The sequence below is a fragment of the Brevibacterium sp. 'Marine' genome, from assembly GCF_012844365.1.
In the GTDB taxonomy this organism is placed as follows: Bacteria; Actinomycetota; Actinomycetes; order Actinomycetales; family Brevibacteriaceae; genus Brevibacterium.
In genome coordinates, this window is sequence record NZ_CP051626.1 from 388450 (window position 1) to 412983 (window position 24534).

General features: G+C 65.4%; 26 protein-coding genes. 17 read left to right on the forward strand and 9 right to left on the reverse strand.

Annotated features, from left to right (window positions below):
• The first annotated feature begins 3 nt into the window (after positions 1–3).
• From HF684_RS01720 to HF684_RS01745, 6 genes are all read left to right on the forward strand, one after another.
• On the forward strand, positions 4–294 hold the full coding sequence (locus tag HF684_RS01720) for a cory-CC-star protein (RefSeq protein WP_025777499.1): 291 nt from the start codon (positions 4–6) through the stop codon (positions 292–294).
• Positions 285–1250, forward strand: coding sequence for an ArsA family ATPase (locus HF684_RS01725; RefSeq protein ID WP_169251074.1), 966 nt, complete (start codon positions 285–287; stop codon positions 1248–1250). Before HF684_RS01720 ends, HF684_RS01725 begins: the two co-directional genes overlap by 10 nt.
• A 142-nt stretch (positions 1251–1392) precedes the next feature.
• The gene (locus HF684_RS01730) at positions 1393–2181 is read left to right on the forward strand and encodes a MerR family transcriptional regulator (protein ID WP_169251075.1); all 789 of its coding nucleotides are present in this window, start codon (positions 1393–1395) and stop codon (positions 2179–2181) included.
• A gap of 125 nt (positions 2182–2306) precedes the next feature.
• Positions 2307–2909: a small multidrug efflux protein gene (locus tag HF684_RS01735; protein ID WP_169251076.1), complete on the forward strand. Its 603-nt coding sequence runs from the start codon at positions 2307–2309 to the stop codon at positions 2907–2909.
• A gap of 94 nt (positions 2910–3003) precedes the next feature.
• Positions 3004–3426 carry a hypothetical protein gene (locus HF684_RS01740; RefSeq protein ID WP_169251077.1) on the forward strand — a complete coding sequence of 141 codons (423 nt, stop codon included), beginning with the start codon at positions 3004–3006 and terminating at the stop codon, positions 3424–3426.
• Positions 3427–3511: 85 nt separating this feature from the next.
• Positions 3512–4162: a multidrug transporter gene (locus tag HF684_RS01745; RefSeq protein WP_248279072.1), complete on the forward strand. Its 651-nt coding sequence runs from the start codon at positions 3512–3514 to the stop codon at positions 4160–4162.
• Between the two features lie 118 nt (positions 4163–4280).
• Here the strand turns inward: HF684_RS01745 and HF684_RS01750 are convergent, their stop codons facing one another.
• Together HF684_RS01750 and HF684_RS01755 are read right to left on the reverse strand one after the other, a co-directional pair.
• Complete coding sequence (locus tag HF684_RS01750; protein ID WP_169251078.1) at positions 4281–5462, reverse strand: pyridoxal phosphate-dependent aminotransferase; 1182 nt, start codon at positions 5460–5462, stop codon at positions 4281–4283.
• Between the two features lie 197 nt (positions 5463–5659).
• On the reverse strand, positions 5660–7114 hold the full coding sequence (locus HF684_RS01755) for an FAD-binding oxidoreductase (RefSeq protein WP_169251079.1): 1455 nt from the start codon (positions 7112–7114) through the stop codon (positions 5660–5662).
• A gap of 179 nt (positions 7115–7293) precedes the next feature.
• Here HF684_RS01755 and HF684_RS01760 point away from each other — a divergent pair, with 179 nt between their 5' ends.
• The 3 genes from HF684_RS01760 to HF684_RS01770 all read left to right on the forward strand — a co-directional run bounded on the left by HF684_RS01760 (position 7294) and on the right by HF684_RS01770 (position 9721).
• The gene (locus HF684_RS01760; RefSeq protein WP_169251080.1) at positions 7294–7716 is read left to right on the forward strand and encodes a cupin domain-containing protein; all 423 of its coding nucleotides are present in this window, start codon (positions 7294–7296) and stop codon (positions 7714–7716) included.
• A gap of 113 nt (positions 7717–7829) precedes the next feature.
• Positions 7830–8387, forward strand: a complete 558-nt coding sequence (locus tag HF684_RS01765) for a hypothetical protein (RefSeq protein ID WP_169251081.1) — start codon at positions 7830–7832, stop codon at positions 8385–8387.
• Positions 8388–8527: 140 nt separating this feature from the next.
• Positions 8528–9721: an aminotransferase class I/II-fold pyridoxal phosphate-dependent enzyme gene (locus tag HF684_RS01770; RefSeq protein ID WP_169251082.1), complete on the forward strand. Its 1194-nt coding sequence runs from the start codon at positions 8528–8530 to the stop codon at positions 9719–9721.
• Positions 9722–9754: 33 nt separating this feature from the next.
• Here the strand turns inward: HF684_RS01770 and HF684_RS01775 are convergent, their stop codons facing one another.
• Entirely contained in the window at positions 9755–10297 is a 543-nt protein-coding gene (locus HF684_RS01775) for an acyl-CoA thioesterase (protein ID WP_169251083.1), read from the reverse strand.
• Positions 10298–10507: 210 nt separating this feature from the next.
• Between HF684_RS01775 and HF684_RS01780 the strand changes: the two genes are divergently transcribed.
• The gene (locus HF684_RS01780; RefSeq protein ID WP_169251084.1) at positions 10508–11437 is read left to right on the forward strand and encodes an iron-siderophore ABC transporter substrate-binding protein; all 930 of its coding nucleotides are present in this window, start codon (positions 10508–10510) and stop codon (positions 11435–11437) included.
• A 74-nt stretch (positions 11438–11511) separates the two neighbouring features.
• Complete coding sequence (locus HF684_RS01785; protein WP_248279073.1) at positions 11512–12327, forward strand: siderophore-interacting protein; 816 nt, start codon at positions 11512–11514, stop codon at positions 12325–12327.
• Positions 12328–12430: 103 nt separating this feature from the next.
• Here HF684_RS01785 and lgt read toward each other — a convergent pair whose 3' ends face one another.
• From lgt to HF684_RS01800, 3 genes are all read right to left on the reverse strand, one after another.
• The gene (lgt, locus tag HF684_RS01790; protein WP_169251086.1) at positions 12431–13357 is read right to left on the reverse strand and encodes a prolipoprotein diacylglyceryl transferase; all 927 of its coding nucleotides are present in this window, start codon (positions 13355–13357) and stop codon (positions 12431–12433) included.
• Positions 13358–13420: 63 nt separating this feature from the next.
• Positions 13421–13747 (reverse strand): hypothetical protein, encoded by a 327-nt coding sequence (locus HF684_RS01795; protein WP_169251087.1) that lies wholly within the window; start codon positions 13745–13747, stop codon positions 13421–13423.
• 5 nt (positions 13748–13752) lie between these two features.
• Entirely contained in the window at positions 13753–14418 is a 666-nt protein-coding gene (locus HF684_RS01800; RefSeq protein ID WP_169251088.1) for a maleylpyruvate isomerase family mycothiol-dependent enzyme, read from the reverse strand.
• A gap of 271 nt (positions 14419–14689) precedes the next feature.
• Between HF684_RS01800 and HF684_RS01805 the strand changes: the two genes are divergently transcribed.
• Positions 14690–15166, forward strand: a complete 477-nt coding sequence (locus HF684_RS01805; RefSeq protein ID WP_169251089.1) for a MarR family transcriptional regulator — start codon at positions 14690–14692, stop codon at positions 15164–15166.
• A gap of 210 nt (positions 15167–15376) precedes the next feature.
• Here the strand turns inward: HF684_RS01805 and HF684_RS18980 are convergent, their stop codons facing one another.
• The 3 genes from HF684_RS18980 to HF684_RS01820 form a co-directional block, all read right to left on the reverse strand.
• A complete protein-coding gene (locus HF684_RS18980) occupies positions 15377–15646 on the reverse strand; it encodes an HNH endonuclease signature motif containing protein (protein ID WP_348981418.1) in 270 nt (89 codons plus the stop codon).
• A gap of 69 nt (positions 15647–15715) precedes the next feature.
• Entirely contained in the window at positions 15716–17341 is a 1626-nt protein-coding gene (locus HF684_RS01815; RefSeq protein ID WP_169251091.1) for a DUF222 domain-containing protein, read from the reverse strand.
• 404 nt (positions 17342–17745) lie between these two features.
• Positions 17746–17943, reverse strand: coding sequence for a hypothetical protein (locus tag HF684_RS01820; RefSeq protein ID WP_169251092.1), 198 nt, complete (start codon positions 17941–17943; stop codon positions 17746–17748).
• Positions 17944–17976: 33 nt separating this feature from the next.
• Here HF684_RS01820 and HF684_RS01825 point away from each other — a divergent pair, with 33 nt between their 5' ends.
• The 5 genes from HF684_RS01825 to HF684_RS01845 all read left to right on the forward strand — a co-directional run bounded on the left by HF684_RS01825 (position 17977) and on the right by HF684_RS01845 (position 24416).
• Complete coding sequence (locus tag HF684_RS01825; protein WP_169251093.1) at positions 17977–18909, forward strand: LysR family transcriptional regulator; 933 nt, start codon at positions 17977–17979, stop codon at positions 18907–18909.
• Positions 18910–18993: 84 nt separating this feature from the next.
• Positions 18994–20295 (forward strand): MFS transporter, encoded by a 1302-nt coding sequence (locus HF684_RS01830; protein WP_248279075.1) that lies wholly within the window; start codon positions 18994–18996, stop codon positions 20293–20295.
• A 206-nt stretch (positions 20296–20501) separates the two neighbouring features.
• The gene (locus HF684_RS01835) at positions 20502–21809 is read left to right on the forward strand and encodes a M20 family metallo-hydrolase (RefSeq protein ID WP_169251094.1); all 1308 of its coding nucleotides are present in this window, start codon (positions 20502–20504) and stop codon (positions 21807–21809) included.
• Between the two features lie 70 nt (positions 21810–21879).
• Positions 21880–23487: an amidase gene (locus HF684_RS01840; protein WP_169251095.1), complete on the forward strand. Its 1608-nt coding sequence runs from the start codon at positions 21880–21882 to the stop codon at positions 23485–23487.
• 173 nt (positions 23488–23660) lie between these two features.
• On the forward strand, positions 23661–24416 hold the full coding sequence (locus HF684_RS01845; protein WP_248279076.1) for a DUF1345 domain-containing protein: 756 nt from the start codon (positions 23661–23663) through the stop codon (positions 24414–24416).
• Positions 24417–24534 lie beyond the last annotated feature (118 nt).

A 24534-nucleotide genomic window follows, 5' to 3' on the forward strand; every position in this document is an offset into this window, starting at 1 on the left:
CCGATGTCTCAGTCGCATTCCGGGAGCTCGGGTGGTCTCGGGCAGTGGTGGTCGTCGTTCCGGGACGGGCTCGTCGAGTTCTATGTCGGCCCCTACCGGCAGACCCTCAAGCGCGAACAGCAGGCCGAGGACGACTTCTTCACCGTCGTCGTCCTCGGTGAGGCGCTCGGGGTGCCCGACCCGGCGGCCTACTACACGGCCGAGCTCATGCCCGCCCTGTGGGAGAACTTCCATGCCTGGCATCGCCGCATGGGTCTGCCCCGTTCGCCCCTGGACCACATCGCATGCTGCTAGACATCGCGCGCGACCACCGGTGCCTGTTCGTCGGCGGCAAGGGCGGGACGGGCAAGACGACCGTCTCCTCGGGCCTGGCCATGGCCCGGGCCGACGACGGCGGACGCGTCCTGCTCGTGTCCACGGATCCGGCGCACAACCTCGGCGACATCTGGGGGCAGGAGCTCGCGGACGAACCTCGGCGGGTCCATACGGGTGAGCGCGGATTCGTCGATGCCCTCGAGGTCGACCCCGAAGCGACGATCGACGCGCACTTCGCCTCCGTCGAACGGATGATGACGCGGATGCTGCCCGAGAGCACTCACCGCGCGGCTCGGGCGCATCTGGCCTCGGCCAGGTCGGCTCCCGGCAGCCACGAGTCGGCGGTGCTCGAGCGGATCGCGACGATCCTCGCCGAGGCGGCCGACTACGACCTCGTCGTCGTCGACACGGCGCCGACCGGCCACACCCTGCACCTGCTGGCGCTGCCGGAGCGTCTGACCGATTGGGCGGAGACGCTGCTGTCCAACCGCGACCGGTCCGAGCGTTTCGCCGCCGCGGCCCGTCACCTGGTCAGCCCCAAGGAGGAGACGCCGACGCCGGATGCCGAACTCCGGCAGAAGCTGCAGGCTCGTCGCGATCGCTTCGCCGCGCTGAGACGGTCCATCTCCGACTCGCGGCAGACCGGGTTCCTCATCGTCACCATCGCTGAACAGCTGCCGGTCGCCGAGACGCTCGGTCTCGTCACCGACCTCGGTGGAATCGGCATCGAACTGTCCGGGATCGTCGTCAACCGACGCTCGCCGGCCGATGCCGGAGAGTTCCTCGCGGACAGACGACAACGGGAGGACGAACACGTGTCACGGCTGAGGTCCGCGGTGCCGACGGTTCCGCTGGCACAGCTGCCGCTGACCGCGACCGAACCGACCGGGGTCGGGGGGATCACCGGTCTCGCGGCTCTGCTCGCCGAGCGCTGAGCCCGGCGGGATCTGGACGCGGCGGTGGCCGTTCGCCCGTGTACCGAACGTGGCCGTTCCGATCCGGCTCCACCTGTGCGTCCGTTCCAATTAGACTGGTGCGCATCCGCGATCGACACGGCACCGGCGGAAGGACCTGACCGTGGGTTGGAGCACGAGCGAACTGGCGCGTCTGGCCGGCGCCACGGTCAACACCGTCCGGCATTATCACAAGCTCGGGCTGCTGACCGAGCCCGAACGGATGAGCAACGGCTACAAGCAGTACGGTGCCTCCCACCTGCTCCGACTCCATCAGATCCGGCGAATGCGCGAGCTCGGGATTCCGCTGTCCGACATCGGGTCGGTCGACGACGACCACGAGCAGCAGCAGATCGCGCTTAAACAGCTCGAGGGCGACCTCGATGAGCAGATCGCAGCTTTGGAAAAGGCCCGCGCCGAGGTGGTCCAACTCCTCGAACACGGGGCGCCGATCGATACGGCCGCGGGTTTCATCGACATCGCCGTGCGGATGTCGAGCGCGGATCGCAGCCTGATGAACATCTACTCGAGCCTCTACGAAGACTCCGCGTTGGCGGAGATGAGAACCATCATGTCCGAGACCACACCCTACGATCGGGAGATCGACGAACTCGCCGAGGATGCCGATGAGGACACGCGGACGCGTCTGGCCGAGCAGATCGCTCCGAGCATGAAACGCCATCTCGAGACCAAACCCTGGCTCCTCGCGCCGACCGATCGGATGACCGGGGACGTGAAGATGGGACAGGCCGCGATCATCGGCACGATCAGCGAGCTGTACAACGACGCGCAGATCGACGTCATCCAGCGGGCGTTCATCGCCGTCTTCCCGACGCTCGAGATTCCGGACGAAGATCGCGAGCGGTTCATTGCCTTCATCAAGCACGTTGCCGCGCAAGTGGAAGAGAGCTGAGGATTCGCAGGGTTCGCCGATGAGGGCTTGACCCTGTTCCGAGAACACAGTCTGTACTGAACGTATCAACCTTCAGATCCGGCTTTTCCAGGCCGGGATCTGACCAACACGTTCAGGAGGACACCATGAATCCGATCATCGAATTCTTCCAAGGTCTCGCCGCTCAGGTTCCCGACCTGCTCCAGCCGTTCATCGTCGCCGCCGCTGGTGCCATTCCCTTCATCGAGGGTGAGATCTCCTCGATCATCGGCGTCTGGGCTGGGATGAACCCCGTGCTCGCCGGCATTGCCGGGGCCATCGGCAACTTCGTCTGCGTCACTGTCATCGTGCTCCTCGGGGCACGGGCCCGTCGCGCGGTCGTCACCCGCCGCAGTGCCAGTCGTGAGCTGGCAGCGGTCGGGGCCGGGGTGACGACGGAGAGCGCCTCGGGCGACTCTCCGACGGACATTACGGCGGAGGACACGGCCGCGGAGGGCCACCTCGGTGAGGGTGAGAAGCCCGAGTCCAAAGGACGAGTCAAGTTCAAGAAGTTCCTCACCCGCTTCGGGGTCCCCGGCGCGAGCTTGCTCGGGCCGTTGGCGATTCCCACCCAGATCACATCGACGATCCTCGTCGGTGCGGGTGTGAAGACCTCGTGGATCCTGCTCTGGCAGGGCATCGCGATCATCGCCTGGACGACCCTGACCACGCTCATCGCCACCGGCTCGCTCGCCTTGCTGGCCGGCTGAGCGCGCAGAGCACTCAGGTGCCGCGCTCATCATTGACTTCACCGATCAGACCATCGCCCACGGGCCTCGTCGCCGCAGGAAGAAAGGACGAATCATGCGCTCGCTGTATCGCCATCGGCTGGTCCTCACACTCACAGGACCGATCCTCATCGCGTTGGGACTGCCCCTGATCGTCCCGTTCGCCGCGACTCTCTTGGGCGAGACGATGCACCTGCAGATGCGATTGAGTCTGACCGAATCGCTGCTGGCGACCTTGGGCATCCTCGTCGCCTGGTTCGTCATCTCACGGACCATCGACGTCGTCCTCAGCGGAAGCGACATCGGAGGCAGACTGACCGGGCGTCTTGTCTCGGCAGGTGCGTCGGTGCTCGTGCTCGGCGGAGGTTACCTGCTCATCACCGGTTCGATTCCGTTGGCCGCGATCACCGCGGTCGTGATCAGCGGTCTGTTCTTCGCGTTGAACACGATGCTTGATGTTCGAGCGGTGGGGCCGATGCGACTCCAGCACTCCAGGTGACCGTGCTCAGGTGCTTCTCGCCAGTGTGACGTCGAGTCCGAGCGATTTCGGGTCGGAGTCCCATCTGAAACGTACAATGGAGTGAATGTCTGATACCGGGAGAACCCACACCTCATCGCTGGCCGTGCTCGGTGCGCTGTTGTTCGTCACCGCTCGCGGCCTCGATTCCACCGGTGCGCCGGGGATTCCTGCAAGTGCCGACCCGGCGAAGCTCAGCCCCACCGACCGGGAGACCCTCGCCGAGGTGGAGTCGGCGCTGACCGTCCAACTGAAGGATTCAGGGACGTCCGTGACGTCGACCCTCGCCGAGGTGGCTGCGGCGGTTGCGTACGTCCGTGGCCGGGCGGAGGTCCCGAGTCTGACCGCCAGCCGGTACGACCAGCTGCGCAAGACGGTGCTCGAGAGCCTCGGTGCCGCCTCGGCGCAGGGGGCGACGATCTGGCCGCCGACCAGCCAGACCGCGGTGCAGCGGTTCGGTTCGTGGAACGAAGCGCTCAAGGCAGCAGGTCTGGCGACGAACAAGATCGGCCGGGCCAAGGGACAGCTGCGCTTCGACGCGGATGCCTATGCCAAGGCGATCGCCGAGTTCCTCGCCGACTGCGAATCGCGCGGGACCGCCGCGACCTACAAGGCCTACACGGAATACGCCGCCGAGCACAAGGGCGAAGTGCCCTCGGCCGCGGCCGTCCGGAAGTTCTACGGAAGCTGGAATTCGGCGCTCGCCGCCGTGGGGTGAGGGTTTTCCTCAGCGACCGCGCATCGTCCCGCCGACCGCTCACGTTATACACTGCGCGGTCGGCGGTAACTTGAGCGCTCGGCGGCTCATCGCCTGCCGGCACAACCGTCTGGCGGCATCATAGAGCTGCGGCGAAGGCCTCCAACCGGTCGCACGCGGTGTTGATGGTCTCGTCCGAGACCGCGAAGGTCAGCCGCAGGTAGCCCTCGCCGGCCGGGCCGAAGGCAGAACCAGGGATCGTCGCGAGGTTGTGGTCCTCGAGCAGGCGGGTCGCGAGCTCCCATGATGACAGGCCCCACTCGGACACGTTCACCCAGGCGTAGAACGTCGCCGCGGGACGCAGCAGACTCAAGCCCTCGACGGCATTGATGCGCTCGACCATGAGCTCCCGCCGTCTGGCATACGAGGCGACCATCTCCTCGACGGCGGTCTGCGGACCCTCGATCGCAGCGACCGCCGCCTCCTGGACGAATCCGGGCAGGCTCGAGGTCAGACCCTCCTGCAGCAGCGCCATCGGGGCGATGAGATCCTCCGCGCCGATGACGAATCCGCACCGCCACCCGGTCATGGCATAGGTCTTCGAGAAGCTGCCGATGGCCAGGAACCGATCGAACTCAGCCCCCACCTCGGCGGTGGATGGTTTCACCTCGGCGATGGAGGTGTATTCCACATCGAAGACCATCTCGTCATAGACCTCATCGGAGATGACGGTGAACCCGTGCTCATCGGCCAGCGCGGCGATCTGCTCGAGGTCGGCCCGATCCATCACCGAACCCAAGGGGTTCGAGGGACTGTTGATGATGATCGCCGCGGTCTTGTCCGTGATGGCTGAGCGGACATCCTCGGCGCGGAGCTTGAAATCGTTGTCTTCGGTGACGGGAACGGACACGGCAACCCCGCCGAGGCGGTGCACCTGCCCCAGATAGTTCGGGAAGCTGGGGTCGGGGATGATGACCTCGTCACCGGGGGAGACGGTGACATCGAGGGCGAAGGTGAGTGCTTCCATCGCGCCGAAGGAGACCATGACGTTCGCAGGCTCGATGCTGCGATTCCACCGAGTCGAGTACTTCCGCGCGATCGCGGCCCGCAGTTCGGGGATGCCGGCGTTCGCGACGTAGCGGGTGTTATCGTGCTCGATCGCGCGGATGCCCGCGGCCTTGATGTGCTCCGGGGTGGTGAAGTCCGGCTCGCCGACGGTGAGCTTCACGGCGTCGGGGAAGTCGAGCGCAAGATTGAACATCTTGCGGATGTCTGAGGCCGGATAGGTCTCTGCCATGGGGGAGATGCGGGAGTTCGTCATGGCTTCAGTCTGCCCCTGAAACTGCGGCGACAATAGGGCCAAGTCACATCGAGAGACTGTCGTGGTCGGCTGTGCGCGGACACGATCTGCCGACCGCTCGACTCAGCGTCGAGCGCTCGAGATATAGCGCGGTACAGCGACGGCAACGTGAGCTGTCGGTGAAGTGGGCCGCTGGCGTAGGGCGCGTGGCCGCCCCACTACTCATGCAACCCGGCCAGGCGGGAGCCGAAGCGGGCGAGCAAGCTCGTCTTCTTCGCCCCGGTCACCGACTCCCACGAGTCGGCGAGGCCGAAGATCTTGTACATCGACCGGATGCCCAACCACCGAATCGGCTCGGGCTCCCACTGTCCGGAGACGTGGTCGTTCCATGGCAGCGCGGTCAACGGCGTCGAAGCCCCGGCGGCCCGACCGAGCAGGGTCTTCGCCGCCAGGTGAGTCGCCGTCACCCCGTGCCCGGCATAGCCGCGGGCCACCCCGATACGCTGGGCCGGGTCGAAGAAGACGCCGGCGCACCAATCCCTGGTCACCCCGAGCGCACCCCGCCAGGCATGCGCAACCTCGAACTCGAGGTCCGGGAAGAGTGAGGACAGGCGCCCGGCCAGGAGGTTCACCACCTCGGCGGGGACCTCGCCATCACCGGGCAGACCCGACCGAAACGCGTACGGCGCCCCTCGACCGCCGAGCGCGATCCGACCACCGGCGGTGCGCTGGGCATAGATGAACGTATGCGCCGTGTCGCCGAGGCATTCGCGGCCCTCCCAGCCGATCGATGCCCACGCTTCGTCCGGCAGCGGTTCGGTCGCGATCATCGACGAGAACACCGGGATGACCTGGCGTCCGGCCAGCCCCGGCAGGTCGCCGCCGACCGTGTCCGAATACCCCTCGAGGCACACGAAGATCGTGTCCGCGTGCACCGGCCCGCGGTCCGTGGCGACCGAATTCTTTCGGATATGCCTCGCCGAGGTGGCCTCGCAGATGGTCACGCCCTGTTCCCTGAGGACGTGGCCGAGTCCGCGAGTGAGCAGTGCTGGGTCGATGGCGGCGGTACCGGGAAAGTAGAGGCTGCCGAGCGCGCCGTCGACGTTGATGCGGGCACGCGTCGCCTCGGCGTCGAGGAACTGCATGTCCTCGGGCCCATATCCGAACTGCTCATTGCCGGCCTCAAGGTCGCGCAGCCGGGACAGGCCGGCCTCCGACTGAGCGATGTCGATATGACCGCCGCGCACCTGGTGGGCATCGATGCCTTCGGTCTTGCAGACGTCGAGGACTTCGTCGATGGAGTCGAAGAGCGCGGATTGGAAGGCCCGGACGCTCGCCACGCCGTCGAGCCCGGCCGAGCCGACCGGCCCGGTGGGATCGTCTTTCCGGGCACGGTCGACCGCCTCGGCGAACTTGGTGCGGTTGCCCGGCAGCAGGGTTGAGAGCCATCCGCCGTTGCGGCCGGAGGCACCGTAGCCGATGTGGCGGGCCTCGATGATCGTGATCGCCCACTCGGGGTGAGCCTGCCTGGCGTAATAGGCCGACCACAGGCCGGTCAGTCCGCCGCCGACGATGACGAGATCCTGCTTCTCGCGCGGTAGTGGGGCGGGGTCGAAGGCTTCGGCGGGGGAGGCCGCCAGCCAGTGTGAGGCTTCGCCGTTGAAGTAGGACACGGATCAACTCCTGAGCTCGAGACGGGCCGAATGGTCGCCTACGGAAACAGTTCTATCCCACGCCTGTCGGGAAGTAAATAGTTGCGTCGCTTCAGATCGGATGCTGAAACGATCTCGGCACCCTACTGATTTCTTCGTCATGGAGGAGAGTGGGCGGGCTGTCTGCCTACACTGGTCGCATGAGCGCAATGGAGCCGATCAACACTCACGATGTCCCACTCAGCCACGAACCGATCGAGGAATGGCAGAATGTTCCGGCCGCCTCGGCGGGAGAAGCCGACACGGTCGAGTCGCTCGAGTCGGAAGGATCGGCCGCCTCGGCGAAGGAACCGGTGACGACGGGATTCGCCGAACTCGGCACCATCGGCGGCGCCGACTTCGGGCTGTGGGAGATGAGCGGGGGATCGATGCGGGATATCGAAGGCGACGAAGTCTTCCTCGTCATCTCCGGGACCGGCCGCATCGAATTCGACGAACCCTGCCGTGACCCCATCGAATTGGCGCCGGGTTCGCTGGTCCGCCTCGACGAGGGGATGAAGACGCGCTGGTACATCGACGGTGCTCCGCTGCGGAAGCTGTTCATCGCGCCCAGCGAAGGGTGAACTTCTGGTGAGCAGGGAGCGCAGGGCTGAGGGAGTCGGGAAAACGTCATGGGCGCGGATCATCCTCGTTGAGTATTGTCGAAGACAGCCCGATCGGACGAAAGGGATCGACGATGATCGACTTGGCCCACCCGCGCGACCTCGTCATGATCGGCGCGATCTTCGGACTTGCTGCGTTCATCTGGTCGGGCTGGGCACAGGAAGCGCCGCCCAAAGCACTGGTCTGGCGACTCGTGCTCGCCGGGCTTGGAGTCGCGGGACTCGCCCTCGCCGTACCGAGCATTCTCACCGCCATCGGCAACTGGTCGGAACCCAGTGCCTTCACCGCCGGGACGTCCGCGTTCACGCTCTACCTCATCGTTTTCTGGGCGGAGGTCATCATCGGGGCGGTGGCGAGCTTCTTCCTCATTCGCGTAGGTCAGGCCGAGAACGTCGCCCCGCTCATCCTCGCGATCGTCGGAGTCCACTTCTTCGCGCTCGCCGTTGTGTTCGGGCAGCCCGTCCTCCACTTGGCAGGTCTGCTGCTGACGGTCATCGCAGTCGTGGCATTCGTCCTGCCGCGCGAGACTGCCGCGCCGAGCTTCTGGTGCGGCATCCTCGGTGCTCCGGTCTTCCTCGGCATCGGCCTGTGGTGTCTGCTGGCTGGTCGCAGCGCGCTCAGCGCCGGATGAAACTCGGACACCGCTGACAATCCCTGGTCAGGTGCTCTATCGTGAGTGAACCGGTGCGAGCCGTGCTTCCGGCAGGTTCCGCCCCACAGTCCGCAACACCCCTGGACCCCTCAATATGGACCCCGAAGAAGGAGCCGACGATGAAGACTGCTCGCCGCTTGGACAACCTCGGCACCGAGACCGCGTTCCGCGTGGCTCAAGCCGCCGCCGAATGGAAGGCTCGCGGCAATGAGGTGTTCCCGTTCCACCTCGGCGATCTCAATTTCCCGCTGGCCGGCCACATCGTCGAAGCCCTCGACCAGGCGATCGCCGACGGCAAGACCGGCTACTGCCCGGGACCGGGAATCCCGGAACTGCGGGGGGCGCTCGCCGATGACATCGGCTCGCGGCGCGGAATGACGATCGACCCCGCCGAGGTGGTCGTGACCACCGGAGGCAAGCCCGTGATCACGAAATTCCTCCAAGCGGTGATGAACCCCGGCGAGGGTGTGCTCTACCCGAATCCCGGGTTCCCCATCTACGAGTCCCAGATCGAATACCTCGGCGGTACGGCGCTGCCCTACCGGTACGTCCCGACCTCCGACGGGTTCGCCATCGACCTCGACCACCTGCGGGCATCCATCGATGAGAACACCACGGCCATCATCTACAACGACCTGCAGAATCCGATCTCCGCAGAATCCACTCCGGGCGAACGTGAGGCTATTGCTGCGATCGCGCAGGAATTCGACCTGTGGGTGCTCTCCGATGAGGCGTATTTCGAGATGCGCTATCGCGGGAAGTCGCAGTCGATCGCCGCGCTGCCGGGTATGCGCGAGCGCACCGTCATCCTCTACACGTTCTCGAAGAAGTACGCGATGACCGGGTCACGGCTCGGCTGCGCGGTGGCGCCGAAGGAAGTCGCCGAGGCGATCTCGCTGATGAACACCAACGACGAATCGTGCACGAACCAGTACGTGCAGTGGGCGGGGATCGCTGCCCTGCGCGGACCGCAGGGGCCGGTGGGGCAGATGTTGGAGGTGCTGCGCAAACGGCGCGATGCCACCTGTCGACTCATCAATGAGATCCCCGGCATGAGTGTGGCGACACCGGGCTCGACGTTCTACGTCTTCCCCGATGTCACCGAGGCGATGGAGTCGAAGGGGATCGCGACTCTGGCGGACTTCTCCACCGAGGCGCTGCATGCCACGGGTGTCTCGTTCTGCACCCGCGAGCACTTCGGCTCACCGCAGCCCGGGGAGGACCGGTCCTATATCCGGCTGGCCTATTCGGGCATCGATGAAACCGCGATCACTCGCGGCCTGGGCCGCCTCAAGGAGTGGATCGAATCCTGAACCGGTCGGGGCAGGCGGTGCGGTGGGGCTCGGCTAGTTCCAGCTGCTCCAGGCAGGCCGCCGAGTGCTCGGCAGCGCGTTTTCACGACGCCACTCGTGGAGCCAGTCGGGCAGTTCAGGTGCATTCTCCGGCACTCCGAACGCCTCGATGAGGTCGTCCCTGGTGAGCGGGCCACTGTCCGAGATCACGCGCGTGGCGACATAGGCGCGGGCAAAGATCTCTCCAGCGACGACCATGCGATGTTCGAAGAACACGGTGCGCTCATCGATGCCGCAGATCTTGGTCTCGAGGCTGTAGCGCTGCCAGAGTTTCAGCGACTTGCGGAAGCTGACGGTCTCGGCGCTGACGACACCGGTCCAGCCGCGCTCACGCATCGCCTGCCATGCACTGCTGCGCACCATCATGTCGAGTCGACCCAGGTCCATGATCGAGAGGTACTTGCCGTTGTTGAGATGCATGAAGATGTCGATCTCGCCCAGGTGGACGCGCATGGGCAGGGAATACGTGTCCCAGATATCGCGCGCGGAGCGTCGATGGGACCTGAGCAGGTGCAGAATCATGCGGAAGAAGTGCATGGAACCAAGGTTACTATATGGTAATTTTCCTGTGGATCAGAGCCATGCGGCAATGCGCCCGAATGGCTGGTTGATCAGGCCGACCGGTTGATCAGGCCGACCGGTTGATCAGGCCGACCGGCTGGTCGAAGCTTCTGAGTCAGGGTAGCCTTACCTATGTCCGGGTCGCGGTGCCTCTGCGACCATTCATCCTGACGAAAGATCCGCATGATGTCGAACTCAGTCCGATTCCGACCGATTGCCGCAGGTGCTGCCGTGCTCAGCATTCTCGCGGTGCTGTCCGCATGCGAGGCCGGCGGTGATCGAGAGAAGCCGGAGAGCGGCAAAGATACTCACTCGGTCGAGCATGCGCGTGGCGTCTCCGAGGTCATCGCTGAGACCGATGAGGTCGTCACTCTCGAGCCGCTCGAGCTCGACACCGCGGTCGCCCTTGGGGTCACGCCACTCGGTGCGGCAGTCGCGAGCAATGTCACGGGCATCCCCGAGTACCTCGAGGCTGACGGTGTGGAGTCTGTCGGCACGGTGCCCGAGCCGAATCTCGAAGCCATTGCTGCGCTTGAACCCGAACTCATCCTCGGCACGGAGTCACGGCATTCGAAGCTCTACGACAAGCTCGAGGACATCGCCCCGACAGTATTCATCGCCAGCCAAGCCGATTCGTGGAGGGACAACGCACTTCTCGTTGGGGACGCCCTGGGCCGCAGGGCGGAGGCGTCCGAACTGCTCGAAGAGGTCGATGATCGCTGTGCGGCGATCAGGGACGAACACGACATCGACGGTGAGACCGCGCAGATGATCCGTCCCCGGGACGAGGCGACGCTGAGTCTCTACGGCCCGTCTTCCTTTGCCGGCAGCCTGCTCGAATGCGTGGGCTATACGATTCCCGATCAGATCTGGGCCGATGGTCTGCAGGCGGACATCTCTCCGGAGAACGCCGTCGACGCCCGGGCAGACGCGGTGTTCGTCACCGTCGACGACGTCAGCGACGACTCCGGAATCCCCGAGGTGGTCGCCGGGAACTCCGACGCATTCCCCGATGTGACCCCCGTCGACACCAGTTACTGGGTCTCTGGAGTGGGGCCGAAGGGCGCTCACAAGGTGCTTGACGACATCGAGGCGTACCTCGATGCCCACGCATGACCGGAGGCGCGATCGAGCACACATCGTCGACTCGGCCGTGGGCCTATACGGCGTTTCAAGTCAGCGTCTCCACAGTGAAGAGGATCACTCCGAACTTCCTGCGTGTGACCTTCGCCGGTGATACTCTCGAGCATTTCGCTCCTTGGGGGCTCGATCAGCGCATCAAGCTGGTCTTGCCGCTGCATGACGGGACCATCACCGATTTCGGCCTGCTGCAGGACCCGACCCCGCATCCGTCGGAGTGGTACGCGCGATGGAAGCGGCTTCCTGTCGACGAGCGCAACGTCCTCCGGACATACACACCGTCGGGGATTCGGCCGGGAGCGGCAGAGGTCGATGTCGACATCTTCATCCACGAACCTGCCGGACCAGTTTCCCTGTGGGCACAGAGCGCACAGGTGGGGGATCGACTCGTCATCAATGGACCGGACGTGCGCAACGGATTCACCGGATATGGTTTGCACTGGGAACCGGGCTCGGCCACGAAGCTCCTGCTCATCGGAGATGAGACGGCATTCCCCGCGATCGCGAACATCCACAGCAGCCTCGGTGACGGCTTCGAAGCCGAGATCCTCGTCGAGGCCTCGGATCCGCTCGACAGGGAGTTGCTGCCGACTGGTCCGGGCGTGCAGCTGGGTGCTCCGACCGCGGGGCCCGGCTCCGGTTTCGAGCCGATGGTCCGCGAGTGGGGGCGTCGACAGCTGCGGGCAGACCCGAGTCCGGCGGACCCGCACCCTGCCTGTCCGGCGGACGACTTGTACGTATGGATCGCCGGGGAAGCGGGCGCGGTGACGAGGACGAGGAGATACCTTGCCAAGGAGCTGGGCATCCCGAAGGGCCGTATTTCCTTTCTCGGTTACTGGAAGGAAGGCGGACCGCTCGTCGCCTGAGCCGGGCCGATGCGGCTGGCCCCGAATCAGATAGCCCGGGATCGGCCGGCTCGTCGGGGAAACATCCCCATGGGCGGGGGAGCCGCCTCGGCGAGGGTGTGTGTCAGTCCTTTGCAGGCTGGGGTTCGCGACCGGGGATGAACGGTGATTCTTCGGGTTCGGGGTGGCGTTTCCACTGGGCGAGCATGATGATGACGCCGAGTGCGACGGCGCCGATCGCGCCCCACACGTTGGTCCGCAGGCCGAGGATGATGAAGCTCGGGTCGAGGCGGATGGATTCCCAGACGATGCGGCCTGCGCCGTACCACATGAGGTAGACGGCGAAGAGGCGTCCCCACTGGAAGAAGATGTGGCGGGACAGGTAGAGCAGGGCAAGGGCGCCGAGGCTGTTCCAGATGACCTCGTAGAGGAACGTCGGGTGGAAGAGCGTGCCGGGGGGAGTGCCCAGCGGAATGGCCGGGTTGCCGGGATCGATCTCGAGACCCCAGGGCAGGGTGGTCGGCAGGCCGAAGAGCTCCTGGTTGAACCAGTTGCCGAAGCGTCCGCAAGCCTGGGCGAGGATGAGGCCCGGGGCCAGGGCATCGAGCAGGGTGGTGAGTTTGAGGCCGAGCCTGCGGCACATGATCCACGCGCCCAAGGTGCCGCCGATGAGTGAGCCGAAGATGGCGATGCCGCCCTCCCAGATCGCCCAGACCGAGCCGGGTTCGAACGGATTCCACGGGTTGCGGCCGGGTCCGAAGTAGTCCGTGTAGTGCGTGATGACGTGGTAGATGCGGGCGAAGACGATGGCCATCGGGACGGCCAGAGTCGCGATGTCGAGGACCTGCCAGTCCTCGACGCCGCGCTTGGTCAGGCGACGGTTGGTCAGCACGATGGCGATGATGATGCCCGCGAGGATGCACAGCGCATAGAAGTGGATCGTCAGCGGTCCGAGTTGGAAGCTCGAGATGGACGGGCTGGGGATCGCTGCCGAGATGTCGTGCGGAAGTGTGGTCTCGGCGAGGAGTGCGCTCGTGGGAACTGCAGGCATGAGCCCAGTCTATTTGTGGTGGCTGAGAATGCGTTATTCGGCTGCCGGCCCGCTGAGCATCCCTTATGCGGCGGCCAGCCCGCCGTCGGTCGCCCGCTCCTCGCGGATGCTCCGGCGGTGGCGCAGTCGGGTCCGCAGCCGGTGGCCGGCCTCGACCAGGGCGAAGCCGATGACGAGGATTCCGAGGGTGACCAGCCCGTGCTCCAAGGGGAACGACCCCGGAGCGAAGACTGGGTCGTTGACGTCATCGAAGCTGGCCAGACGCAGATACAGGGTCTGGAAGACGAATGCCCACAAGTAGGCGACGGCATAGCTGAGGTGGGCGGCGAGTCTTGAGCGGAGGAGGTAGCCGAGCCAAAAGGCTCCGAGCGCGGTGACGATGGCGATCATGGTGATCATTCCCTTGAGATGGACGGTGGCGTGAGCAGGGAGATTCCCGGTCCGGAAAGGTGCGGCAGCGCAGCCTCGGTGCGACCGGTGACAAGCAGGAGCAGATCGCCGAGGCGGCCCTCGATCAGTTCGCCTGATCCGACGGCGAAGTTCGCGTCGGAGGCGGAGAGTTTCGCGTCGGTGGCGGAAAGTCGAATGCCGCGCAGTCGTCGCTGCGCGTGGAACGGCCAGCCCATCGACCAAGCATGCGCGAAGGCGGCGAGGCCCGCGCTGGTGGGGATCATGCGATCGATCCCGAGCGGCCGTGCGATGTCCTGTCCGTGGACGATGATGTCGAGGAGGGCATTGTCCGGGTTGGTCAGCGGAGGCAGGTGCCTGGAATCGGCGGTGCGGCGGAGCTCTGTGATGATTTGGTCGGTCGGTCGTTGAGCGTATTCACGGGCGATATCGCGCCCGAAGGCCCAGAGGTCGCCACGGGAGTGCAGGATGCCGACGACGATCTGTCCCAATGTGGGCGCGGTCGGAGTCATCGCCAAGTGCGCTGCCACATCCTGCACGCTCCACTCGGAGCACAGGGACGGGGCCGCCCATTGCTCGGGCGTGAGTGTGTCGAGCGTGTCGGCAAGGCTGAGGCGTTCGCGACTGACGGTGGACCACAGTGCATCATCCATGATGCTTCTCCTCGGTGAAGGGATGGTCTGTCTGTGCGGGAGGAATCCTCCCTCGGTGAAGGGATGGTCTATTTGAGCGGGAGGATTCCTTGGTGAGGCGGCGATCGTCCTGTGCGAGGGCCCGTCTTCAGCGGGTGACCCGATTCAGGGTGGAGTCGTCTTCTGCGGTGAATGAGAGCGGTGGAATAACAGATAATAGTCAGATAGTCTGACTATTATAGAGTGCCTGGCGAGGTGGCACAAGAGCAGTTCGAGCCAGTGAGGAATGCTGATGGGCGAACAGCACACGACGGCGGGTTCGAGTGGGCAGCCGGATTCGAGCCCAGCGCCGAGCCTCGGGATGCTCGCCTTCCTCGCATACCGTCAGATGGAGATGCGATCGATGGACGCAGTCGGAGCCGCCGGGCACACGATCACCCTGTCGCAGGCGCGGCTGTTCGAGCGGGTCAGTCCCGAGGGCTCCCGGCTGACCGAGCTCGCCGATGCCGCGCAGCTGACGAAGCAGAGTGCGGCCTACCTGGTCGATGAACTCATCACGGCCGGCTATTTGGAGCGTTCGAGGGATCCCAAGGACGGTCGTGCCAAGCTCATCTCCATCACCGACCGCGGGTTCGAAGTCATCGCCATCGCCCGCCAGGCGGAGGCCGAGGTTGAGGGCGAATGGAGGATCCACCTCGGGGACGAATCATTCGACATGCTTCAGCGGCTGCTCGTCGAACTGCGCGAAGTCACGGACCCTTTTCGCTGAGGGGTGAACGTGCCGGTGCCCTTCGCGCTCGCATTGGGATGGAGGCGCGGCCGCGGCTCTCGCACCGACGCGGCCGGGGGCGCCTCTCGCGCCGACGCGGGCGGGGAGGCGTCTCTCGCACCGACGGGGCCGGGGGTGAAGTCACAGTGGTGCTTTTTGTGCTCACGCCGGAGTGAAGACAGAGCGGTGCCCTCGAGTCGTCATGCCCGGCTACGTGCCGAAGAGGCCGTCGATGATGTCGTCGGTGATGAACCTCGAGTGGAGGATCGGAGTGCGAGCGGGGTCGATGCTTTCAGGCGGTCGCCATGCTGGCCGCCCGTCGGTGAGCATGAAGACTTCCCAGTCGGAGCGGTCCATGAGGTGGTGGTGGAAGGAGCATAGACAACACATGTTGTTGATGTCGGTCTTGCCGCCCCTGGCGTGCGGCACAACATGGTTTACGTCGCACCACCCAGGGGGCGCGTCACATCCGGGGAACACGCATCCGCGGTCTCGGGCGGTGATGACCGCGGTCTGCTTCTTGTTGGCGAAGCGCTGATCTGTGCAGACTTACACCGTGCGAGCCTTTTCATTCATCAGATGGAAGAAGACAGTGCCGTTGAGGCCGCGTCGAGTGATGTCGTCCATAGGGAAACGGTCGCCGGAGCCTGTGGTGGCTTCGCCGGTGCCGTTGGCGATGTCGGACGCTTTTGCTGTGACGACCAGAGCGTAGGGCGAGCCCTTGGCGGCTTCTTTCATGCTGATGCGCGAGATGAGAGTGGCGAAACGCTCGTAGATCCAGGCCTTCGCATTGGGTTGCTCGCTGATGAGATTGACGGTCGTGCCGTCGGGGCGGACTCCGTGGCCGGCAGGAAAGGACCGAGCGGCAGGGGAGTCTTCGGAATCGGTCGCGGGATCATCTGAAGCCTCGGGGCCACCGGTGGCCTCGCTAACGGCCCACGGTGGAGCATCGAAGCGATCTCCGGTGAGGACGGCGTCGAGAGGCTCGAACTTTTCCTCGCCGCTGGAGGATTCAGCTGTGCTCGCTGTGTTGTCTTTCGCGGATTGGATCCTTGAGGTCAGCAGTCCGTGCAGTTCGGATCCCGCTACAGGGTCGAGGACGCCCTCCAGCCTCCAGTCTCCGTTGCGCTTGGGCCGGGCAGTGATGAAATAGGCAGAACGGTCGCTGGGGTCGAGCGGCTCGGCGCCGTCGGGGTCGATGAGTGCAAGCATCTGACGGAAGATGTCGCGAAGCTCGCTGACAGTCACCGACTTCGCGTACTTCACGAGGTCGGTTTCCACGCGGGATCTCGTCTCATGGTCCACCCACGGGGGCAGCGCCTTGAGGCAGTCTTCGATGACAGTGAGATGCTCCGCGGGCAGGGTGCCGAGGTAGAGCTGTTCGGCGACGAGCGGGTGTTCGGGCTCAAGCGGTTGGCCGTCGAGCGCGACTCGTCCGCCGAGATTCTCTGCGAGCTTTGCTCGGCGGTTCGCTTCTCGGCCCGAGAGGTTGAGGCGTTCCTGGATGAGCGCCTTGGTCGACTTGGCGCCACTGTCTTTAGGCGTGCCGACGCGTTCGTAGACGGCAAGTGCCAAGGTGGACAGGGATTCACTCAGCCGACGCAGCGCCTCGGCCCCGTCGATGACCTGCAGGGCTTCGCCGGGCCCCATCGGCCGGTCGAATGCCCGAAGCCCTGCGACCAGCCCGGTCAGGGAGGCGATCGAGTCGGTGATCTCGGGAGTGCTCGCGGCAAGGTCGTTCCAGGCGGAGTCGGTGAGGACTGGGTGGAGTGAGGTCGGTCGGTGAAAGTCTTCTTCAGCCTCGGGCTGAGCTGCGGCGGGGGCGCTTGCGGTGGCCGGGGTGGCGGGATCAGTGGATGCGGGCTGCGTGGTTGAGCGGTTTTGCTCACTTGTTTCGAACAGCGCGGTCGGGTTCGGCTGTGAAATCGAGTCTGTCGGAGCGTTCGGCTCGATCTCAGTGGACGATGCTGAAGCGTCGGCTGCGTTCGGTTGTTCGGCGTCGGAAGTCGACCCAGCTTCGTCCTGCTCTTCGCCGTCGGTGGAGACGGAGTTGGTCGCTACGGGGGCAAGGGCCTCGAACACCTCGGCGAAGTGGTGGCCGCTGAGGTCGAGCCCGGCTGCCTTGAGCTGCTCAGCCAGAGACTCAGGGCGTGGTGACTCGCTTTCGGGGTGCATGGGGGCGTTGTCCGCGGCGTCACGAGCGGCACGAGAAGGGACGTTGGTGGGATCTGTGGGACCCGATGTGCTCGGTGGCCGTCGACTCGCCCCGCCGCGCGAGTCAGTGACAGCGCGGCGGTCGCGCTTTTCTGACTTGCGTCGCTTGCGGTCGGGGGTGAATGTCATCGCTGTCGAGTTCCGTTCGCCGTTGAAGGTCTCTTACTGAAATTATAGGCAGTTATAATGGAGAAAACAATAGAAACTTCGAAAAATATTCGATTAGAATTATCGTTCCAGTTGAGAGGAACTATTGAAATGATGGAGAACGCGTCATTGGCGTGTTTGGGTGTGATTCTATCTGTCGGCACCGACACGAGATCGACGCAAGACCGACACGAGACCGACACGAGACCGACACGAGATCAGCGCGGAATGCCGCGGCGATCAAAGGCTCCGCGGTGGGCCGCTTCGGTGAGGGCGGCATTCCTGTGGCGGCGGGCCGCCTCGGTGAGGACGGCATTCCTGTGGCGGCGGGCCGCCTCGGCGAAAACGGCATTCCTGCGGCCGCGGGCCGACTGGGTGGAGACGATGAGGCCGCCTCGGCGGGGCAGCATCTGCATGCATGGCCGCTGCGGGTGGGATGATGAGGGATTATGGCACTCGATTTCACGCTCGTGCAGCTGCGGTACTTCCAGGAGGTCGCCCGGCGGGAGAACATGACCGAGGCGGCGAGGCAGCTCAACGTCACCCAATCGGCGATCTCGACGGCGATGGCGCAGCTCGAGCGGACCATCGGCCTCGACCTCTTCATCCGGCAGAAGAACCGGTCGGTCGTGCTCTCCCCGGCGGGAAAGCGCTTCCTCACGGAGGTCACGCCGTTCCTCGAGTCCTCGGACAACCTCGGGGAGACCGCGCTCGGGCTCTCTCGGTCGCTGAGCGGTCAGCTGACCGTCGGCGTGTTCTCGCCGATTGCGCCGACGAGGCTGCCGCTCATCCACGATGAGTTCGAGAAGCGCTATCCGGACGTGCGGGTCAACTACCTCGAGGCGGACCTGGAAGAGCTGCAGCGAGCGGTCACTGCCGGTGACTGCGACATCGCCCTGACTTATACGCTGGGGCTGAGCGACCGCTTCGACACGTATCTCATCGATGTCGTCAGGCCGCACGTCCTCGTATCACTCGAGCACCGCCTCGGGGCCGGAGGGCGTCCCCGCCCCGTGCATCTGCGCGAGCTGGCGGACGAGAACTACATCCAGCTCGATCTTCCCTATTCTCGCCAGTACTACGACGAGCTGTTCCGGATCGCCGGGGTCGTCCCGCGTATTCGCCACTCGTTCTCCGGATACGAGACCGTGCGCTCGTTCGTGGCGATGGGGCTCGGCTACTCCCTGCTCAGCCAGAGCGTCTCCTCGGGGACCTATATCGGTTCGAAGACCGTCGACATCCCGCTCCTCGACGACTTCCCGAGCATCGACCTCGCATTCATCTGGCCCAACGACGTCCGACTCAATCGGCGGGGCCGGGCCTACTGCGAACTGACGAAGGAGATCCTCGGCCCGGCGTCGGGTCATCAATCGGATCTATGAGCTACCCAAAAAGTAACTGTTGGACTGATGTGATCTGTGCCGCAAAGATGGTGCCAACCATCACGCGACTCCAGGAGCACCTCGATGTCCACCCCAACAGTTGAGCAGGGACGCACGTCCACGAGCATGCAGCGGAAAGTGCTGCTCGGCGGCAGCATCGGCCAGTTCGTCGAGTTCTACGACTTCACGTTGTACGGACTCTCGGCAGTCATTCTGTCCGAATACTTCTTTCCCGACGGCGACCGGATCACCGGCCTGCTGGTCATCTTCGCGACCTTCGGCGTCGCCTTCGTCATGCGCCCCCTCGGCGGACTGTTCTTCGGAGCCCTCGGGGACAAGGTGGGCCGACGGAAGACGCTGACCATCACGATCTTCCTCGTCGGAGCCTGCACGGCGCTCATCGGCATCCTGCCCGGGTTCGACACGATCGGATGGCTCGCCCCGATCCTGCTCATCCTCGCCCGACTCGGACAGGGCTTCTCCGCCGGCGGCGAATCCGTGGGCGGACCCTCCTTCGTCTACGAACACGCCCCGGTGGCCAAGCGCGGTCTGTGGATCAACATCACTTTGGCCGCGACTGCTCTGCCCTCGGTGTTCGCCGGCGGTCTCATCCTGGTGCTGTCGACGGTGATGAGCGATGCGTCCTTCGATTCCTGGGGTTGGCGAGTGCCGTTCCTGCTGGCCCTGCCGCTGTCGGCCGTCGGTCTGTGGATCCGGTCGAAGACCGACGAATCCGAGCTGTTCAAGCAGACTGCTGCGGAACGTCCCAAGGAGTTCAGCCCGATCCGCGAATCCTTCCGCGAGAACTGGGTCGGCATGCTCCAGGTCTTCTTCGTCCTCGGCGTCACCGCACTCGGCTTCTACATGCTCTCGGCCTACTTCGTCACCTACATCCAGACCACGGGAGACCTCAGCCGTGAGCAGTCGCTGCTGATCAATGCGATCGCCATGGCCAGCTACACGATCTTCCTGCCCATCGCGGGCCACCTCGGTGATCGGTTCGGTCGGCGCCCCATGCTCATCGCGGGCACGATTCTGCTGGCGGTCACCTCGGTGCCGGCGTTCGGCCTTGTGACTAGCGGACACATGGGGCTGGCCTTCCTCGGGCAGACCATCTTCGTCCTCGCGCTCTGCTGCTACGGCGGCGGCTGCTACACCTTCTTCTGCGAGCGATTCTCGACGAAGACGCGGTTCACCTCGGCGGCCATCAGCTACAACATCTCGTACGCAGTGCTCGGCGGCACCGCGCCGTTCGTCGGCACCTGGCTCGTCGACATCACCGGCGTCAACACCGCTCCCGGCTACTACATGGCCGCAGTCGCCGCCCTGTGCCTCGTCCTCATCTTCGTCACGCGTCTGCCCGAGACCCGTGGACGGCTGGGGTGAGCACTGGTGAGCCTGCATTGACATCGAGTTTCGTCCACTTTCACATCACATTTTGTACAGATCATCGAGATGAAAAGCGATGAACTGAACGAAAAGCGATGTGCGAGCCCCAACCGACCCCCCCCCACCCGCGCCCCACCAGAGCCCCACCCGCGCCCCAGACCCATGCAAACCACTACCCACCCTCATGAGAGAAGCGATCAGCAATGAACCATCAGGCAGCCCCGTCCTCCGACGCAGCCTTCCTCGCCGACTTCCACTTCGTCGCCACCATCGGTGCCACCGACAACAACGGCGTCGACCGGCAGGCGCTGACGCCGGAGGACAAGCAGACGCGTGACTGGATGCGCGGCTGGGCGACGGACAACGGCTTCGACGTGCGCGTCGACGCGATCGGGAACATGTTCGCGTGCCTCGATTTCGTCCCCGAAGCCCCGTACGTCCTCATCGGCTCCCACCTCGACTCGCAGCCGCTCGGGGGGCGCTTCGACGGAGCCTACGGAGTCATCGCCGCCCTCTTCGCGGCCCTGCGGGTGAAAGAGGAGCTCGCCGAATCTGGTCTGAAACCCACGTTCAATCTCGCCGTCGTCAACTGGTTCAACGAGGAGGGCGGTCGCTTCGCCCCGTCGATCATGGGCAGCTCCGTCTACGCCGGGCTCTTCGACCTCGACGAGATGCTCGCCGTCACCGATCTCAAAGGCACCACCGTCGCCGAGGCGCTGGGCGCCATCGGCTATGCCGGCACCGACCCCCCGCCGGAGGCGATCACCTACGCCGAGATCCACATCGAACAGGGCCGCATCCTCGAACGCGAAGCCACGGACATCGGCGTCGTCGAGGCCAGCTGGTACACACAGAAACTCGACATCGACGTCCTCGGCGAACAGTCGCACACGGGAGCAACCGCGATGGCCGACCGGCACGATGCGCTCGTCGCAGCCGCGAAGGTCGTCCTCGCGGTCGCCGAGGTGGTCGATGAGTTCGAGGAAGAAGCGCTCGTTTCCTCGGTCGGCCAGCACGTCGTCGAACCGAACTCGCCGATCGTCGTTCCCCGCCGCGTCCATATGGTCGCCGACCTCCGCTCCTCCGCTCCCGCCATCGTCCAAGCCGCCCGCGACTCGCTCAAGACCCAGATCGCCAAGATCGCCCGCGCCCACGACATCACGATCAACGTCCGCGACTTCGACATCCGCGACAAACGCCAATTCCCGACCGAGGGCGTCGAACTCGCCGAGAAAGCCGTCGCCAACGAGGGCTTGAGCATCCGCCGGCTGGAAACCATGGCCGGTCACGATTCCGTGGCGATGAATCACCGCGTGCCCGCCGTGATGATGTTCGTGCCCAGCGTCGACGGCGTCTCCCACTGCGAACGCGAATTCACCACCGACGACGACATGCTCCGCGGAGTCCGCGTCCTCACCTCGGTGGCCGGCGAACTCGTCCGTGGTGAACTCGCCGACGTCCGTGACGGTGCCGTGTGGGTCGGTTCCTCCGTCGCCGAGGCGCGCGCATGAGCACCGATATTCAGCGCATCCGCTACGGTGAGAGCAGCGACCTCCTGCGAACTCACATCGAGGTGACCCCATGACCGCCAATGCAACCGGTCCAGCCACAGCGCCCGACCCCACTCAACCCTGGACTCTGTCCGCCACCGAGGCGCTCGCTGCTTTCCGGACCAAGGAGCTGTCCCCGGTCGACTACCTGAGCTCGCTCATCGGTCGGATCACCTCTGACGATGAGCGCATCAATGCGGTCACCGAAGTCGTCGAGGAGGCGGTCACCTCGGCGCGGGAGGCCGAGACGTTCTATGCGAACGCCACCGATGATGACCTCGCCGAGGCGGCCGCCTCCCGTCCGCTGCTCGGGCTTCCCGTGATCGCCAAGGAGAAACACGCGATCGCCGGCCGCGGCCTCACCCAAGGGCTGCTCCACGAACGCGACACCATCGCCGACAACGATGCCGCGATCATCGCCCGCATCCGCGCCGCCGGGGGATTCGTCCACGCCCGTGCGACCTCGCCGGAGTTCAGCTGCGCGACGATCACGCACTCGCCGATGTGGGGCGTGACCCGCAACCCGTGGAACCTCGACCTCTCACCCGGCGGGTCCTCCGGCGGGTCCGGTGCCGCGCTCGCCGCCGGGTTTGCGCCCCTGGCCACCGCCTCCGACATCGCCGGTTCGACGAGGCTGCCCGCCGCGTTCACCGGCACCGTCGGGTACAAAGCCCCGTACGGCCGGATCCCCGGCGCCCAGCCGCTGGCCGCCGACTGGTATCGCGGGGATGGGCCGATGGCGCGCACCGTCGCCGACGCCGCCCTGCTCGCCAAGGTCATGGTCGGCGTCGATCCGAGCGATCACGCGACGATCGCCTCGCCCGGGTTCCTCGATGACTTCGACCCCGCCGAGGCGGCCGACCGACTCCGCGGACGCAAGGTCGCGCTGTGCGTGCGATTGGGGGACTTCCCCGTCGGGAAGGACATCGAAGCGAACACCCGCGCGGTCGCCTCGGCGCTGGAATCGGCAGGGGCGGACGTCGAGGAGATCGCACTGCCGTGGACGGCCGAGCGGATCTTCGAGACCGCGTTCACGCATTTCGGGAACCTGCTCGCGCCCGCCATGCGCCAGGCCACCCGCGGCCATGAACACACCCTGGCTGAGTACACGGTGCGGTTCATGGACGATGCGGAAGCTGTCGCCGCACGCCGCTCCTTCTATGACGGACTCGCCATGGAAGCGCAGATCCAGGCGGAGCTGGCCTCTGCGATGGACGGGTTCGATGTGCTCGTGGCGCCCACCTCGGCGGTGGCGGGACTGGATGCCGATGCGAGCTATCTCGACGGGATCTGGGTCGGTGCCGACGGCGTCGGTCGCGAAGGTGGCGGCATCGGTCGCGAAGGCGGAGTCGGACAGGCAGATGGAACACGCAGTGCGGGAGTCGGGGGAGACACCGACGGCGTGCGTCTCGACCACTACTGGCAGGCGCATATGACGATGCCGTTCAATATCTGCAACCGTGTGCCGATCGTCAATGTGCCTTCCGGCATGGCCGACTGCGGCATCCCCACAGGAGTCCAGGTCATCGCTCACCCCTACGACGACACCCGCGCCTTCGACGTCGCCGCCGCGATCGAGCAGCTGCGGCCGTGGACCGGGCTGGCGCCGACGGTGCAGCTGGGCTCATCCGATCGATGAGCACACCCTCGCCGAGGTGGGGCGTGCCTCGGCGAGGGTGGGCCCCCCTGGGAGGTCATGGGGGTCATCGACCTGGCCGGCCGCCCCGGCAGTGATCGCGAGCTGCTCGCCTTCGCCGCTCGGTTAGGCTGAATTCGAACAGCAGACGCGTCGAACGAACCGGAGTCGGGCCGATGAGACCCACGCACAGTCAGATGATCACGCTCTCCGACGATATGCGTGCGAACATCGCAGGGGTGCCGGCGCTCGTCGTCAGCCTGGTCGTCGTGTTCGGCCTCGATTTCTCCCCGCTGGGCTCGGGCGCCTGGGCGAAGGGATCGGCGGCTGTGTCGCCGGCTCTGACCGGCGAGTTCATCACGGTCTTCCTCGTCTTCTGGCCCCTGTTCGCCCTCACCTACCTGATGTGGACGCATGTGGGGCTGAACGACCTCGACGAGACCGAGCTCATCGTCCATGCCCGCTGGACACTGGCCAACCGTCGCCGCTGGTGGTCGAGGTGGTTCGGGATGGGAGGGGCGGTCTCCTGGGCGACGATGGCGGCCTATGTGGCGTTCATCTTCAACATCTTCCTCGTCACCTCGGGCGCCGAGGACAGTCCCGTCATCTCCGCAGTGCTCGGTCTCGCGAATGTCATCGCCTCATGGGCGGTGCTCGTATATTCGTTCGCGCTCGAGTTCATGCGCCTCGACCTCAGCGGCGGCGGCAGTCCCGACGCGCGCCAGCTCGAATTCGACATGGACGCCCCGCGCGAGTTCGGCGACTACCTCACCTTCTCCGTGCTGTCATCGACAATGACCGCCGCGCTGCCCGGCCGGGCGGTGTCGCGAATGGCGTGGCGGACGGTGCGCGCCAATGTCATCGTCGCCTTCGCCTTCAACTCCGTCGTCGTCGCGACCCTCGTGTCGATGATCCTCTCCTACGTCATGTGACCGTGCGCAGGCACAGCCCAACGGTGTGAATATCGCCGAGGCGGCCCTCCCCTTTCGGGAGGGCCGCCTCGTGTGCATGGGCTCCCCAACGGTGTGGGCCGCCTCGGTGAAGGTGGGA